Raw genomic sequence first — 17,079 nt, 5'->3', positions numbered from 1 at the left:
AAGGGGGGCTTATTTATGACAGTAAAATTGTTTCTTGAAAATCCGTATATTAAACAAATCAAAGCAAATGTGGTTGATATAAAACACGAAGATGATAAATGCACTGTAGAACTTGACAAAACACTATTTTATCCACATATGTGTGGTGGACAACCTAGGGATAAAGGCAGTATTGATAATGTTAAAGTTATAGATGTAATCAAGGAAAATGAAAAAATAATACATATACTTGATAAAAGCATATACAATAAAGAAGTCTCTTTGTCCATTGATTGGCAAACTAGATTTGATCATATGCAACAACATACTGGCCAACACATACTTTCAGCATGCTTTAAAAAGTTGTACAACGTAGATACTGTAGGTTTTCACTTAGGTAGCACCTACACTTATATTGATGTAACTATGCATAACATCTCAGCTCAAGTTATTAAGAAAATAGAAAAGCTTGCTAACGAGGTAATATACTCTAATCTTCCTGTTAAAAACTTCGTTGTTCAAAAAGACATGTTAAAAGATATCCCGATCAGAAAAGAACCTATTGTAGACAAAGATATAAGAATTATTGAGATTGAAAGTATAGACTGCACTCCATGCGCTGGAACACATGTAAAAAATACTGGTGAAGTCGGAATTATTAAAATTAGAAAATGGGAGAACTATAAAGGAAATACTAGAATAGAGTTTGCTTGTGGTCAAAGGGCGTTGCTTGATTATGATAACAAAAACACTCAAATCAATAATATATCCAACTTGCTATCTGTGAAAGATACAGAATGCCAACAAGGCGTAGAAAATATTTTAAGAAATATGAATGAATATAATAAGCAAATCATAACTTTAAAAAAAGAAATTGCAGTTTATAATAAGCAAGCATTACTAAGCGCTAAACAAGCTTATAATAATGTAAATATTATAAAGCATATATTTAATGATGAAGACATTAATTTTAATGTACTTAGAAAAATTAGCCATGATATTATTAGTAATAATGAAAACTATGTTATAATAGTTGCTATAAAGTCTACCCATAAATGCCAGTTAATCATTGCCACTAGTGAAAATATTAGTTTAAGTGCTAAAGATATATTCTCTAGTGTTATTAGCATCATTGATGGAAAAGGTGGTGGCAACAATACTCTAGCACAGGGTGGTGGCACTAAGGTTGATAATTTGAGCCATTGTCTTTATATGGCTGAATCAATGATTAAAGAAATATTATAGAAAAGAGGATTAAAATGGCTATATACTATAGAAACAGAAATAGTAATAAAACTATAGAGGAAAAAGTAGCAGGTGTGAAGTATCTAAAATGGCTATCTGATTCATACTGCGGAAAGCTAACACTCAAATTTTTAATAAGAAAAAAACTTTTTTCTGTCCTTTATGGTAAACTACAAGACTCTAAATATAGTAAACGAAAAATCAAAGATTTCGTAGATAATTTTGGTATAGATATGAGTGAAGCTCTAAGAGAAAATATAAACGATTATAAGCATTTCAATGATTTCTTTACTAGAAAACTAAAAAAAGAAAGCAGAAAGATAGATGCTAGTAGCAATGTACTTGTATCTCCTGCTGACAGTAAGGTGTTTGCTTATGAAAACATAGACATAAATAATTTAATACAAGTAAAAGGATCTTATTATAGCCTTTATGAACTATTAGGTAATGATAAAAAGCAGGCTGAAAAGTATAATAATGGATCATTGTTTATATTTAGATTATGTCCGACCGATTACCATCGTTTTCACTTTCCTGATAGCGGTAGAATAAGCAAAGTAAAAAAAATTAGCGGAGAATATTATTCTGTTAATCCTATTAGCTTATCAAGTATACCTAAGGTTTATTGCTCTAATAAAAGACATATCTCTACTCTAGACTCTGATAATTTTAAAGATATATGTATCATTGAAGTTGGAGCTACTTGCGTCGGAACAATCGAGCAAACTTACACAAAAGAAATTGTTGGCAAAGGCGATGAAAAAGGTTATTTTAAATTCGGTGGTTCAACTGTGATAATGTTATTAGAGGAAAATGTCATAAAAATAGATGATGATTTAATTCAAAACACTAATGAAGGAATTGAAACCAGTGTATTTATGGGTGAAAAGATAGGAATGAAAGTATAGTTCTAAATGTATAAAAAACAGGGTCATTTGACCCTGTTTAGATTGATGACAAAGTCATCAAGATAGCAGACTTTAGTAAAAGTTCAATTTTAAGGCGTGTTAAAATTGAGTAGCAGAGCTTACTCAGAGGTAAGTGAGCAACGGAAATTTTAACAACAACGCAGAAATTGGGCTTTTGTCTACGGTCTGAACAGGGTCATTTGACCTTGTTCCCATTTACAAATCTCTCGTCTTATATAAAACTTGCGAAAGTATCATTGATATAATATACAATATTATTACTCCTAATACTGATAATAATGATATTTGATTGGCGTTGTACTTACTAAATGTCTTACCAAGCCAATTTGCAAAATTAGTACCTTTAACAAAACTTTCTATAATAGCTGGACTCATAATTATAATTAATGTTATTAACGAATTAATTAATTGTAATTTTTTGCCTCCAAATCTGAAATAAAATGGATAATATAGTGAAAAGTAAACCATAATTAACATTAAACTTATTAGTACACTCCATCCATTACAAGCTTGCCCCTCTATTGTATATAAATTATATGCCTCAATAACGAATACAGTTAAATTTGATACTACTAAAGCAATTCCTCCAATCAAAATTGTAGTTAATACTGTCGAAATGTATTTAGATATCACCACATCCTCCTTTTTGACCGGTAAACTACTAAAATATACTTCTGAGTTATTTTTATCATCATAACTATTTATCCAATACATACTTAAATATGTCAAATAGAATATCACCACAGGATAAATTAATATAGCTTTTTCAAATAGTGAAATTATCGGAATTCCTATCATAATTAAAAGTGGTATTAATTTTCTAATACATCTTATTAAAAATATATCTCTCATCAATAATCTAATCATATTGCATCAACTCCAGACCCTAAAAATTTTTATTGCTGTATATTCTTGCGGAAATAATGTAAGATATACATAGCATAGCTAGCAATATAGCTGGAATAACTGTATATATAATACTTTCACTAATAACCAATTTAGTTAGTATTGCGTCAATTAATGCTTTATTGGAGAAAAAAATAAATATTAAAACAAAAGACATTATCCATATAATTTTTGCTTTTTTATATCCTAACTTAAAAAACAAAGGGAACATAACACTTGACACTATTATAGGTATGCCTAATATTATAACAAAAGTTCTCAAATCTATTAATTCAAGTGGATTCATGGATACCTCCATCAGATTTAGAACCCCTAACAACTGAATAACAGCAAATGAAGATATAAGTGCTAAAACAAGAAAAATAATTACTCCTACATATCTTGATTTAACAAAATCTCTTCTTGTTATAGGTAGTGAATTCATTATAATTTCAACTTTACTCATATCATCATATATAAACGATGTTGATATAAATGTTAAAGCTATCACAAAAAATATTATTGGTATAAAATCAGTACCTTTTGTTTTAGCAAATACTAAACTCAGTAAAAATACAGATACAAGAGTCGTCAATATATTTCTCTTGGAAAATACTACTCTGATATCTCTCATTATTAAATTAAACATACTTATTACCCCCTAACAGTGTAAACCATTATATCCTCTAATGTTGCCTTTTCTATTACTGCATGGTTTCTATATAATTTTTTTATTTTTTCGCTATTTGTCAATGCCTCAAACCCATATGAATTTTTCCTTAGTCCAATAAAGTGACCCTTACTCTCTTCATTTATTAGCTCTAGACCACCTTTTATGATTGAATACTTTTCAAATATCTCTTCTTTTGACTCTGAAAACACTATTTGCCCTTTATTTATAAACGTTATATAGTCAGCTATTTTGTCTAAATCTGTTGTTATGTGTGTAGAGAAGAATATTGCTTTATTCTCATCTTCAATTAGTTCATATAATATATCAAGTATTTCACTTCTAAACACTGGGTCTAGACCTGCTGTTGGCTCATCCATGATTATGAGCTGTGCGTTATGTGATAATGCCACTGCAAGCGAAAACTTCATCTTCATTCCTTTAGATAGCTCTTTTATTCTTTTATCTCTATCTAAGTTAAACTGTAATAGATATCTATCAAATGCTTTATCATCCCACTCTTTATAAAATGGCGCTATGATTTTCTTCATTTGAGATATTTTTAAATCATCATAAAAATAGTTCTCATCATAGACAAAACCTATACGTTGCTTTACTTCTCGCTCGTATTTTATATTATCCTTACCAAAAATATTAATCTGACCACTATTTTTCTTTAATAAGTTCATTATTAGCTTTATAGTTGTACTCTTACCTGCTCCATTAGGTCCAATAAAACCCATTATATATCCTTTTTTCACAGTAAAACTGATGTTATCTAGTTTGAATTTATCGTAATCTTTACTTAAGTTTTTAATTTCTAAAATATTTTCGTTCATGTTATACCCTCCTAAATATCTTCAAATAAAATTGTAAGCATATCTATTAATTCTTGTAATGAAATCCCTAGCATTTTGCTTTCATTAACTGCTTCAGACAGTTTATCTTCTATAATTTTCATCTTTCTTTCTTTGAGTAACTCTTTGTTCTGAGGTGCTACGAATGATCCCTTTCCTCTTACTGTTTCTATAAATCCCTCTCTTTCTAATATCTCATAAGCTCTCTTGGTTGTTATGACACTTATTTGAAGCTCCCTTGAAAGCTTTCTGATTGATGGCAGAGCATCGCCTTCTTCTAAATCATTTTGCAAAATTAAAGTCTTGATTTGGTCAACTATTTGCTCATATATAGGTTGACTTGATGAGTTGGAAATTATTATTCTCATAATTCACCTCATTTCATGAAATCACACTGTGTATTTCGTATATACTGTATATATATTATATGAACAGTATATACACACTATTACTTTTTGTCAATACTTTTATAATAAAAAATAACACCTATGCTAAGGTGTTATTTAACGGTGTATTTAAATGTTAGTATATAACCTATTTCTTTTCCAGATCAAGTCCCATAAAAACACAACTGTAGTATTTTCCATTGCTAAAATTTTCTTTTGTTAATATTCCTTCCTCTACAAAACCCATTTTCTTATACAACCTTATTCCTCTAGCATTGTCTTCTCTAACTCTCAGGTTTATTTTGGTTATACCATTTGCTTTTGCCCACACTATCAAATAATTTATAAGATGCGTACCTATTGACAGACCCCAGCTTTCTTTGTCTATCATTATACCTAGCTCTCCTACGTGCTTAGTCTTTTTACTATTATTGCTTCTAAAATTGAGCATACCAATTATCTTTGAATTTATTTCTGCAACTATATATAGTAGATTGTCTCTTTTGCTGAATCTTTCCAGCATGTTTTGCAGCTCTTTCACCGATAATGAATATTCATCTTTACCAAAAGGCAAAAAGTCCGTTTGCCCTCCCCCTTTATTTAATAACTCAATTAATTCTTTAGCATCTTCTAAAGTGGCATTTCTTATTATTAGTTCACTCCCATTTTTGAGATTATATTTATCCATAATTTCTCCCCTTATATTGATTTAATCTATTGCTATACCCATAGCAATACTACTATAAAAACTTCCTTCCATGTAAAAATCTCTAGTTATTACACCTTCTTTTACAAAGCCTATTTTTTCGTATAACTTTATTGCTCTTTTATTGTCCTCTCTTACTCTTAAATTTATCTTTCTAATATCATTTTGTTTTGCCCATTGTATCATATAAACGATTAAATATTTACCTACCTGCATACCCCAGTATTTTTTATCTACACTTATCCCAAATTCTCCAGTATGCTTAATTCTTTCTCTGTAACCTGCAGCAAAGCTTAAATTTGCTATTATTTCTCCCTTTACTTTTCCTACTACGAATAACTTATTGCTAGATTTGTTACTCTCTTTAATCATGTTTTTTTCTTTCTCTTCTGTAATACCAAATTCACCTTCTCCAAAAGTCAGATAATCTGACTGACCTGCAACTTTATTTACGTAATCAATTAATGCTTTTGCATCATCCTCAGTTGCTTTACTTAGAACTAAAACATCTCCATTTTTTAATTTAATTTCCAAGCGTCTCACCTCATTTTTTATTCTTCACATTGTTTACATGTCAGCAAAGGCTCGTACATCATGAGCGCATGATTTTCTGCTACGTACTCGTCACCTACTACACTACCTTGAAGGTTGTACACTCTTCTGTTAATTAGGTTATGTCTAACATAGCCTCCCCACACTTCGTGCGTTATCTTATGCTCTTTTTCATATACCTCATATCTCTTTGTAGGTTCATGTGTACTGTGCCAGCTTCCTTCTAGATATTTGTCTGTTACTTCTAATTTAAGTTGAAATGCTACTGGTGTATCATTGTATATCTGCAAGTCTCTATAGTTATATACGCATGTCGCACCAGAACCAAAAGGTTGTGTTCTTTTTGTATCCGGAAATACATCGTAGCTATGTCTATATCTTTCCACTACTTTTAGAGGTGTATGAAGCGTCATGAAGTATATCAAATTAGACAGTTGGCACAATCCTCCTCCTGTACCAGTTGTATATTTACCATACTTTAAAAACATTCCATCAACATACCCTTTTTTCTTTGTAGGTTTTCCTATAATCCTCCAATATGAAAGTGTCTGCCCTGGGTATACGATTATACCACTGAGTTTCTTGGTTGCTATTTTTAAGTTAATTACTTTGTTTTCTTGTACCCACATATCTACATCTTTAAGTTTTCTATAAAGTGGTGTTTTATGGGTATAATGAGTATAGCTAAGCAAGTCTTTTGATTTCACTCTTGCAAACTTTTTATGTGATAATAGCCATTTAATGTATCTTTTATATGTATAATAATTTTTACCTAAAAATATTCTAAAACTGCTTCTGTTTTTTGGTTTATATGAATGCAAGATTAATCACCTCTTTTCTATAATTTTAAAAAAAGAGCCTACTTTAGAGACTCTTGATTGATGACAAAGTCATCAGGATTGCAGACTTTTGTCTACGGTCTGAGAGTCTACTTGAGAGACTCTTTTTTATCTATGCTAATCTTTGTTTTATATAAGCATCTACTTTTTTTCTATCTGCAGCTTTTATTTTCATTGATACATCTCTACTTTTACTACCTAACCATTTAAAGCTACCTTTTTTCTCCTTTGTAGTAAAAGTCAATACGTAATACCTAGTTACTCCCTTTCTATTTTCCTTTGACTGTTTCGCACTCCATTTATATGACCCTATTCTATCCCAATTGAAGCTACCTTCTTGTGTAGATACTCCTATATCATTTATATAGTCTTTATCAGCTCCTTTTAATATCCAAAATACACCTATACTGAACCAAAGTATTGCATTTAGTAAATACACTGAAGCATCTAGCAGTGTTTGATTACTCGGATCAGGTGTATATGTTAGGTATCCTCTAAAATATCTATAAGCTAGATATATAAATACAACGGAAAGAATCATTAACAATGAATTATACCTTCTCAAACCTTTTACATATGCTTTTTTTAGTCTCAACATTACTATAAGCCTAAAACCTATAAGTGAAAATATCAGACTTCCAAAAATTATAGTGCTTGGAGTTATCCTCAAATCGTCTCTTCCTTTCTTTATTGGTACTTTATATATTTTTATCACCAATAATATTATACTACGTTAGAACTCTTTTTTAAACTAAAAATGTCTATGTTCTGTTCTAGTTATTATTTCATCCTGTAATTCTTTGTTCAAATTATTGAAGTAATCGCTATACCCTGCTACTCTTACTATTAGATTTTTATACTCCTGTGGATTAGCTTGTGCTTTTTTAAGTGTATCTAGGTCAACCACATTAAACTGGATATGGTGACCATCCAATTTAAAATATACACGTATTAGTTCTTTCATACTCGCGATTCCTTTTTCGCTATGCAGAAGATCAGGTGTAAACTTTTGATTTAATAGCGTTCCTCCTGTTTTTAAATGATCCATTTTAGAGGCTGATTTTATAACTGCAGTTGGTCCATTGACATCTGCCCCTTGAACTGGAGATATTCCCTCAGACAATGGCATCCCAGCTTTTCTACCATCTGGTGAAGCTCCTATTACACTTCCAAAGTAAACATGACATGTAGTTGGTAGCATTTGTATTCTGTATTTGCCACCATTAACTGTATTTCTATCATCTACTGCATTATAGAACATATCAAAAGCTATCTGCATGATCTCATCAGCATAGTCAAGGTCATTGCCATATTTAGGTGTTTTAGTTACTATTCTATTTCTTAATTTTTCATTCCCTAAAAAATTATCATTGAGTATATTAACTAATTCTTTTATCTTTACTAGTTTATTATCATACACATGATATTTGATTGCTGATAGTGAATCTGTTAAACTTGCTATTCCCACGCCTTGTATATATCTTGTATTATATCTTGCTCCTCCGTTATTATAATCTCTCCCTTTTTTTATACAATCCTCTATGACTATTGACATGAATGGAGCAGGCATATACTTAGCATAAAGCATTTCTATTATATTGTTACCCCTTATTTTTATATCTATAAAGTATTTTAGCTGTTTACCAAATGCTTTAAGTATATCATCAAACGTAGTATGCTCATTCATTTGACCAGTTTCTAAACCTACCTTTTTTCCTGTTCTTGTATCTAATCCATTGTTAAGTGTTATTTCTAGTATCTTTACTAGGTTAAGATATCCTGTTAGTATATATGATTCTTTGCCAAAGCACCCTACTTCTACACACCCACTAGTACCTCCACATCTTGCATCTTCTAGACTTTTCCCTTGCCTTATTAACTCCTTTACTACTGCATCTGTGTTAAATACTGATGGAAAACCCATTCCTTCTCTTATTACTTCCAATGCTTTTTTTATAAAATGATCTGGGTTTTTTCTACTAATTTGAACATTTGTACTTGGCTGTAATATTTTCATATCACTTATAACTTCTAACAATAAATATGATACATCATTTACTCCATTTGTCCCATCTGGCTTAATTCCACCAATATTTATATTACAAAAATCTGTATAAGTCCCACTTTCCTCTAATGTAATACCTACTTTAGGAGGTGCTGGCTGATTATTGAACTTAACCCAAAAGCACTCTAACAATTCTTTTGCAGACTCTCTTGTAAGTGTACCTTCTTCTATCTCTTTCTCATAAAATGGATATAAATGCTGATCTAGTTTTCCCGGGCAAAATGAATCCCATGTGTTTAATTCTGTTATTACGCCTAGATGTACAAACCAATACATCTGTAAGGCTTCTCTAAACGTTCTAGGTTTATTAGCTGGAACATAATCACATATGTCTGCTATATCTAATAATTCATATTTCCTCATTTCATTTTCTTCTTTGTATGCCATCTCTTTTGCTAAGTCAGAGTGCCTTTTTGCAAATATAATTATAGCATCTGCACAAATCATCATAGCTTTAAGTTCTTCTTGTTTATCAAACGCATCTACATCTGAAATATAGTCTATATCATCTAAAGCTCTTTGTATCTGTTTCTTAAAGTCCACAAAACCCATTTTGTAGATTTTATTATCCGCTACTGTATGTCCTGGAGCTCTTTGTTCCATGAATTCTGTAAATATACCAGCATTGTAACATTCTTTCCACTCGGATGTCATTTGCTTAAATATCAAAGCTCTCATGGATTTATCTTTCCAGTAAGGTATTATTTGTGATTTTTGTTGTTCTAAAATCTCATCACTTACTTTAAATAATATCTTTTGTCTATCATTCATAATTTTTAAATCTTCTAATGTGTGGCAACAAAGCTCTGGATATGTTGGCGTTGATTGAGGATACTCTCCCCTCTCGCCAACTATCAATTCATGATTATTTATGCAGATGGTCTTATTTTCCATCACATGCTTAAATGACAACGCTCTTAACACTGGTATAGATACTTTCCCTTGATATTTTTTGTATGCCTGTGTTGCTAATACAGCTCTTTCTATAGAAATCTTAGGCTCTGATGAAAGACTCTGTTTTCTTAATTTTCTTACTCTTTCATTCATTTTCTATCCTCCTATCTTAACATTTAAGTTATATTTCTTTAGATATGAAGCTATTTGTTCATAATATTCATGTGAACGTGTTTTAATATCATTTAATGCATAATTTCTACCAAGTTTTGTGTATTTGTCTTTGAAAATATTATGATAAGGTAGTAAAAAAACGTTTCTTTGATTTATTGAATTTAAAAACTCTCCTATTTTTAATATATTTTCTATGCCATCATTTATTGTTGGTATTATAGGTATGCGAATCCAAATATTTTTTGAGTGTGTGATTAGTTTTTGTAGGTTTTTTAGTATCTGTTTATTACTGTGACCAGTGAGTTTTATATGCTTTTCTTCATCCATATGTTTTATATCATATAGGAATAAATCAACTTTACCTATTATTTTTTCTATATCTTCTTCACTGCAGTAGCCTGATGTATCTATGGCTGTATGCAATCCTTTTGACTTGGCATGATCTAATAGATTGTTCAAAAAGTCAATCTGCATCATTGGCTCACCTCCAGAAAAAGTAACGCCTCCTCCTGATTCTTCATAAAACATTCTATCCTTTATGACTTCATCTATTATTTCTTTTACTGACTTACTATGCCCTAATATCTTTATAGCCTCTGAAGGACATTGACTTTCACATTCACTGCACATACTGCAGGTTTCAAAGTTGACACTTATATTACTTTGACTTTCTGTAAAGCAACCATTTTTACAGTTGTCTACACAAGATTTACAACTAATACACTTTTTATCATCATAAGTTATTTCCTTGTATGTATTTTGGCTCTCAGGATTATGACACCATATACAATCCAGTGGACATCCTTTTAGAAATACTGTTGTTCTAATACCAGGACCATCGTTGATACTATATTTTTGTATATTAAAAATCATACCATTCATGGCAACACTCCTTGTAAAAATATGGACATTTATTTACTTTATTCTTTAATCTTATCTTACAATATTTCAACAATTGACAATAATAATCCTTTTTATCTAGATATATTTATAGGGTTTACTTATTGATTGTATTATGTTACAATACTACCAATATAAATTTAGAGAGGTAATTAGTTATGAACAATTACAAAAGATTTGACGGCCTGTAACAACGTTCTCGAGGCCCTCCATTTGTTTGTTCCTTAAATTAATAATAGACTAAAATGGAGGATTAAATAGTGAAAAATAAAATATTATATGATAAAATTAAAGATTATTTAAACGTAGATTTTAAAGGTTGGGATTTCAGTTATATTAGTGATAAAATGAAAGAATTCCCATTACCTTGGAACTATGCTATTGAAGTAGAAAAACATCTACACAGTAGCAACGCTATGCTAGATATGGGAACTGGCGGTGGTGAGTTCTTATACTCATTAAAACCTTTACCAAAGTTGACATGTGCAACAGAAGGTTATAAACCGAACATAAAAATAGCTAGAGACAATCTTAAGCCGTTAGGCATCAAAGTATTTGAAGTTAATGATGATGAAAATCTTCCATTTGATGATTCTAAGTTTGATTTAGTAATAAACAGACATGAATCTTTTAATGCTAATGAAGTAAGTAGAATCATGAAAAAAGACGGAATATTCATTACTCAGCAAGTTGGAGGTATGAATGATTCTGATATAAACTCTATGTTTGGTGCAAAGCAAAGTGAATATTTAGATATTTGTTTATGTAAATTTTCTGAGAATATTAAATCAATAAAACTTACCATAGTTAAGGAAAAGGAATGTTTGACTAAAGTAAGATTTTATGATGTATGTGCTTTAGCATATTATTTACTAAAATGCATACCTTGGCAGATAAAAGATTTCTCTGTTGATAAGTATTTTGATAAGTTAGTCTATATAGACAATGTAATAAAAAGACAAGATTATATTGATTTTATTAGTCATAGATTTATGATTATAGCACAGAAATAGTGTATAGGTAAATATAAAATCCTATGAAAAGAAAAGTACTTTTTAAAATATCTTCTAGCGAGTGGGGATTGGTGTAAGCCCATAAGATTATTAAAGAGGAAGAGAGTCTTTGAGGAGTTTTCCTGAAATAGCAGTAGGGATAAACGCATGCCTGCGTTATTGGTTAGAGTGGGGACATCTCGATAATATTTTATACGAGATATACCCAATTAGAGTGGTACCACGGATATACCCGTCTCTTTGTTGAGGCGGTTTTTTTGTTATATTTTACTTAACACGAAAGGATGTTTTTTATGAAATTAATATCAGAAATTTTAACATTGATTTTCAAAAAAGGATTTGTAAAAGCTGGTTACAATGAAAAATACGGCATTGTCAATTTATCAAATAGACTTGATTTATGTCAATACCAGTGTAATGGGTGTCTTTCTGCTGCTAAAATCTACAAAAAATCACCTATAGACATCGCTCATTCTGTTGTGAAAAATATAAAACCCAATAGTCACTTTAAAGAAATAAGTGTAGTAAAACCTGGTTTTATAAATATAACTCTATCAGATGACTTTATAACTGATTACATCAATGATATGTATAAAGATGATAAATTAGGTTGTGATAACGAAAAAACACCTAAAACCATCATTGTAGACTATGGTGGCGCAAATATTGCTAAACCTTTACATGTAGGACATTTACGTTCTGCTATTATTGGCGAAAGCATTAAAAGAATAAATCGATTTAAAGGACATAATGTAACCAGTGATGTTCACTTAGGTGACTGGGGACTTCAAATGGGCATGGTCATAACTGAGCTTAAGGAAAGAAAACCTCATCTGCCATATTTTGATGATAATTATGATAGACATCCATCTGAGCCACCACTTACTATTGATGAGCTATCTGACATTTACCCTACTGGTAGTAAAAAAGCTAAAGAAAATACAAAGGTAATGGACGAAGCTAGATTAGCTACTGCTAAACTTCAAGAAGGTCATAAAGGGTATATGGCTCTATGGAAATATATATATGATATATCTATAGCTGATTTAAAGAAAAACTATGGTAAATTAAATGTACAGTTTGATCTATGGAAAGGTGAAAGTGACTGTCAAAGCTGTATTCCTAAAGTGGTAGATTATCTAAAACAGTGTGGTATAACAGAGGTGAGTAATGGTGCTTTGATTGTTCCCGTAGAACTTGATACTGATAAAAAACCAATGCCTCCTTTTATGGTACTGAAATCTGATGGTGCCGCTTTATATAGTACTACTGATTTAACTACTATATATCAGCGTATTGATGAATATAACCCTGATGATATAATATATGTCGTTGATAAAAGACAAAATCTACACTTTGAACAAGTTTTTAGGTGCGCTAGAAAATCTAATATAGCAAAAGATAACTTATATCTTAAATTTATCGGTTTTGGAACCATGAACGGTAAGGATGGAAAGCCTTTCAAAACACGTGATGGAGGTATAATGCGTCTTGAAGATGTCATCAAAATTCTTGAAAATGGTGCTAGAGAAAAACTTTTAGCAGGAAATGAGAACTATGATAATGAGTTAATAGATGATATTTCTATCAAAGTAGGATTAGCTGCTTTAAAATACTCTGATTTATCTAATCAATTCACTAAGGATTATGTGTTTGATCTAGAGAGATTTACTAATTTTCATGGTAAAACAGGACCATATATACAATACAGTATCGTAAGAATGAAATCTATTCTTAAAAAAGTAGATGTATCCGAATGGTCTAACCATACTATTTCTAACCCTCAGAGTGAAACTGAAATGAATATCATGCTAAAATTAATCGAGTTTAACTCAACGATAGATATAGCTTATAGAGATTATTCTCCTAGCAAAATATGTGATTATGCTTATGAAGTAAGTACTCTGTTTAACCGTTTTTACCATGAAACTAGAATTATCTCTGAAGATAATAAAGAGTTTAAGTCTTCTTGGATAAATTTACTGAGTTTAGGCATTAAGGTTCTTGAAAAATCACTTTGGTTACTTGGAATAGATTCTTTAGAACGTATGTAGGTAAAAAATATTTTTTTTTAAAATCAAAGGTTATCTAGTTTAAAAAGGTTGTTTAATATCTCTCTTTGCTCGCTATACCTCAACAAACTAGATAATCTTAAAATCAAAATTTATATTGACGCTTTTTTCCTAAAGATTTATAATAAAGTAATTGAGAAACTATTTTGAATTATTAGATTTATTTGAATTTACATATGAAAGGGAGGGGATTATACGTGCAAAAAATTGATTTAGAAAAATATTTACCAAAACTTAAACCATATACTGAATTACGACAGCAAGAAAATCGTTTTATGAGTATCCAACTGGTAAATGGTAACCTAGTAAAAAATGAGAAAAGAATCACTAGTGGAGTTTCTGCTAGAACTTTTAAAAATGGTTATTGGGGGTTTGCTTCAAATCCCGTTGTCAATAATGAAACTATTGATGAGGTATTAAATATAGCCAAGAAAAATGCTGATTTTCTGGCTTCTAAAGGGGATTTGAACTTACCAATGCATGAAGGGAAAACGATAGCAGAAAGTCACGATTATTCTACTAAAAAGAAAAGGCTCTCTCAAAACCAATTGATAGAATTTTTGAATCAAGTAGATAAATATATTTTTGAAAAGTATCCTAACTTAACTTCTAGAGCGATTATATTAGCATGTGTTGACATGGAGAAGAACTTAATTACATCTCATGGAACTACATCTTATTTAAATTGGCCAAGAACAAATATATATATTGAAATGACAATGACAAACGATGATGGGCCAAATAGTATGCTAGAAAGTTTCGGTGGATTTGGACACTTTGAAGATGTTTTTGAATCAATTGAAGATTTGAAGTCTGGTATTGACACATTGTACACTGAATTGTCTGCCAAAAACAATGGTATTATACCAACTGCAGGTACTCATGAAGTGATTTTAGATGCTAGTTTAGCAGGTATATTAGCACATGAAGCATTAGGTCATACTGTTGAAGCTGATTTTGTGCGAATTGGGTCAATCGCTGGAGATTACTTAAACGAAAAGGTTGCAAGTGAATTAATCACGTTAGTTGATTTTGCTAATAGTTATAATGGAAAAATATTACCATGCCCAATATTTATAGATGATGAAGGGGTTGAGTCTAAAGATGCATGGATAATTAAAGACGGTATTTTAGGTTCTTATTTACATAACAGAGATTCTGCTTTAGAATTTTCAATGGAGAACACTGGTAATGCAAGAGCCTGGGATTATTCTGATGAGCCTCTTATACGAATGAGAAACACTTGTATTTTACCTGGATCTTCTAAGTTAGAAGAAATGATAGCTTCAATTGAAGATGGCTATTATTTTACTAAAACAAATAATGGACAAGCAGATTCTACTGGTGAATTTATGTTTGCAGTTACATGTGGTTATGAAATAAAAAATGGTAAACTCGGTAGATCAATTAAAGACACGACGATTTCTGGTAAAGCATTTGATGTATTAGCATCTGTATCAATGGTGTCAGACGATATGAAGTGGACACCTGGTGGGTTCTGTGGCAAGAAACAAATGATTCCTACCGCAATGGGTGGCCCTGCAATCAAGTGTAAAATCAATGTGGGAGGTCAGTAATGAATTATAATAATAAGTTAGAATACGCTCTAAAAGCTATGAAAAATGCAGGAGCTGATAAGGCTCAATGTGAATTGATTGTTAGTGAAAAACATGAGTTAAATACGCAAGCAGGAGAAATTAATTTATTTCGTACAAATGTTAATACAACTTTAAAACTTAAGTATATCAGAAACCAACAACAAGGTACTTTAACATTGAACAAGATTGATGATTTAGCAATTGATGAAGGTGTTAAACAGTTGCAATTGATAACTGATGCATCTCCAGTAGATGATGCTTATGATATTGCAGATAAATTAGAAGGTGAATTCATGATTGGGATATTAGAACCCGATCTTGATAAAATATATAATTCCTTAAAGGAATTTGCTTCTGAAATGAAGGATCAATATAGTAAAATAGCAGGTGATGCCATTTTATCCTTTGATCTGAAAAATAGGTTTCTTTCTAACACAAATGGTTTAAATTTAACTGAAAACAATGGAAGCTATAATTTTCAAATAGAGTTCACTGCAAAAGATGGTGAGAAGATAACTTCATTCAACTATACAATTGTCAGCATGACAGATCTTAAGAAAAAACTGATGGAAACTGGTTCAATTAGAACATTGCTTGATCAGTCAGTTTTAGAGTTAGAATCACAACCACTAGGTGATAAATTTGTTGGTGATATTATCATAACACCAGATTGTTTATTAGAATTATTAAGAGGTTATGAAGATATTGCTTTAAAAGATGCTCCAATTATTGGTCAAAAGAGTAAATTGCTTAATAAAATTAATAAATCAGTTGCAAGCGAAAAATTGAGTTGGTATTCTAATCCTAGAACTGTGAGTGTAGGCGAATGTATTACCATAGATGGCTTTGAAGCTAAAGATATGCCAATTATTGACAAAGGTGTACTTAAAAACTTTATGTTGACCCAGTACGGTGCAAATAAATCTAATCTATCTAGATCAAATAATTATGGTAACTATCATGTTATATCTCCTGGTGAGAAATCTTTAAGTGAAATTATAAAAAACGTTGATAAAGGTATATTGTTCTGTCGTTTTTCTGGAGGTCATCCTAGTAGTGATGGTAGCTTCTCAGGTGTTGCAAAAAATTCATTTTATATTGAAAATGGAAAAATTGTTCGCCCAATCAGTGAAACAATGGTCTCTGGTAATTTATTTTCATTGTTCAACGATATAAAAGCGATATCATCAGAAACAGTTGATGCAGGAAATACGTCTCTACCTTGGATTCATTCAACTGGTACAACTATATCAGGATAAACTAAATGATTTTATCATTAACTAAAAATGACCTAGGAAACTAGGTTATTTTTTAT

The 17,079-nt window shown here is 30.7% G+C and carries 16 protein-coding genes and 1 other annotated feature; of the genes, 6 read left to right on the top strand and 10 right to left on the bottom strand.

All coding sequences use genetic code 11. The annotated features are described in order from the left end of the window. Positions 1 to 15: 15 nt before the first annotated feature. Together P3X86_RS12095 and P3X86_RS12090 are read left to right on the top strand one after the other, a co-directional pair. Positions 16 to 1,224, top strand: coding sequence for an alanyl-tRNA editing protein (locus P3X86_RS12095; RefSeq protein WP_483292953.1), 1,209 nt, complete (start codon positions 16 to 18; stop codon positions 1,222 to 1,224). Positions 1,225 to 1,238: 14 nt separating this feature from the next. After that, the gene (locus P3X86_RS12090; protein ID WP_483292952.1) at positions 1,239 to 2,132 is read left to right on the top strand and encodes a phosphatidylserine decarboxylase; all 894 of its coding nucleotides are present in this window, start codon (positions 1,239 to 1,241) and stop codon (positions 2,130 to 2,132) included. Positions 2,133 to 2,348: 216 nt separating this feature from the next. Here P3X86_RS12090 and P3X86_RS12085 read toward each other — a convergent pair whose 3' ends face one another. The 10 genes from P3X86_RS12085 to P3X86_RS12040 all read right to left on the bottom strand — a co-directional run bounded on the left by P3X86_RS12085 (position 2,349) and on the right by P3X86_RS12040 (position 11,063). Further along, entirely contained in the window at positions 2,349 to 3,020 is a 672-nt protein-coding gene (locus P3X86_RS12085) for an ABC-2 transporter permease (protein ID WP_483292951.1), read from the bottom strand. A 19-nt stretch (positions 3,021 to 3,039) separates the two neighbouring features. Then, positions 3,040 to 3,687: an ABC-2 transporter permease gene (locus P3X86_RS12080; protein WP_483292950.1), complete on the bottom strand. Its 648-nt coding sequence runs from the start codon at positions 3,685 to 3,687 to the stop codon at positions 3,040 to 3,042. Between the two features lie 5 nt (positions 3,688 to 3,692). After that, the gene (locus P3X86_RS12075; RefSeq protein WP_483292949.1) at positions 3,693 to 4,547 is read right to left on the bottom strand and encodes an ABC transporter ATP-binding protein; all 855 of its coding nucleotides are present in this window, start codon (positions 4,545 to 4,547) and stop codon (positions 3,693 to 3,695) included. Positions 4,548 to 4,558: 11 nt separating this feature from the next. Next, positions 4,559 to 4,933, bottom strand: coding sequence for a GntR family transcriptional regulator (locus tag P3X86_RS12070; protein ID WP_483292948.1), 375 nt, complete (start codon positions 4,931 to 4,933; stop codon positions 4,559 to 4,561). A 166-nt stretch (positions 4,934 to 5,099) separates the two neighbouring features. After that, entirely contained in the window at positions 5,100 to 5,639 is a 540-nt protein-coding gene (locus tag P3X86_RS12065; protein WP_483292947.1) for a GNAT family N-acetyltransferase, read from the bottom strand. Between the two features lie 21 nt (positions 5,640 to 5,660). Further along, on the bottom strand, positions 5,661 to 6,191 hold the full coding sequence (locus P3X86_RS12060) for a GNAT family N-acetyltransferase (RefSeq protein WP_483292946.1): 531 nt from the start codon (positions 6,189 to 6,191) through the stop codon (positions 5,661 to 5,663). 17 nt (positions 6,192 to 6,208) lie between these two features. Then, on the bottom strand, positions 6,209 to 7,030 hold the full coding sequence (locus P3X86_RS12055; protein WP_483292945.1) for a VanW family protein: 822 nt from the start codon (positions 7,028 to 7,030) through the stop codon (positions 6,209 to 6,211). A gap of 130 nt (positions 7,031 to 7,160) precedes the next feature. Then, the gene (locus P3X86_RS12050) at positions 7,161 to 7,718 is read right to left on the bottom strand and encodes a hypothetical protein (protein WP_483292944.1); all 558 of its coding nucleotides are present in this window, start codon (positions 7,716 to 7,718) and stop codon (positions 7,161 to 7,163) included. Positions 7,719 to 7,799: 81 nt separating this feature from the next. Next, positions 7,800 to 10,160, bottom strand: a complete 2,361-nt coding sequence (gene hypD, locus P3X86_RS12045; RefSeq protein ID WP_483292943.1) for a trans-4-hydroxy-L-proline dehydratase — start codon at positions 10,158 to 10,160, stop codon at positions 7,800 to 7,802. 3 nt (positions 10,161 to 10,163) lie between these two features. Then, entirely contained in the window at positions 10,164 to 11,063 is a 900-nt protein-coding gene (locus P3X86_RS12040) for a glycyl-radical enzyme activating protein (RefSeq protein WP_483292942.1), read from the bottom strand. A 278-nt stretch (positions 11,064 to 11,341) separates the two neighbouring features. On the opposite strand from P3X86_RS12040, the gene P3X86_RS12035 reads away from it, so the two are divergent. The 4 genes from P3X86_RS12035 (at position 11,342) to P3X86_RS12020 (ending at position 17,023) form a co-directional block, all read left to right on the top strand. Beyond that, entirely contained in the window at positions 11,342 to 12,094 is a 753-nt protein-coding gene (locus tag P3X86_RS12035) for a class I SAM-dependent methyltransferase (protein WP_483292941.1), read from the top strand. A 14-nt stretch (positions 12,095 to 12,108) separates the two neighbouring features. After that, positions 12,109 to 12,337, top strand: a binding site (T-box leader). A 50-nt stretch (positions 12,338 to 12,387) separates the two neighbouring features. Then, positions 12,388 to 14,148, top strand: coding sequence for an arginine--tRNA ligase (gene argS, locus P3X86_RS12030; protein WP_483292940.1), 1,761 nt, complete (start codon positions 12,388 to 12,390; stop codon positions 14,146 to 14,148). 215 nt (positions 14,149 to 14,363) lie between these two features. Then, on the top strand, positions 14,364 to 15,743 hold the full coding sequence (locus P3X86_RS12025) for a TldD/PmbA family protein (protein WP_483292939.1): 1,380 nt from the start codon (positions 14,364 to 14,366) through the stop codon (positions 15,741 to 15,743). Beyond that, positions 15,743 to 17,023: a metallopeptidase TldD-related protein gene (locus P3X86_RS12020; RefSeq protein WP_483292938.1), complete on the top strand. Its 1,281-nt coding sequence runs from the start codon at positions 15,743 to 15,745 to the stop codon at positions 17,021 to 17,023. Before P3X86_RS12025 ends, P3X86_RS12020 begins: the two co-directional genes overlap by 1 nt. The last annotated feature ends 56 nt before the right edge of the window (positions 17,024 to 17,079 follow it).

Source organism: Abyssisolibacter sp. ZYX002 (genome assembly GCF_056892235.1).
The sequence above is the reverse complement of the archived record's forward strand: the minus strand, read 5'-3'. Positions and strand labels throughout refer to the sequence as shown.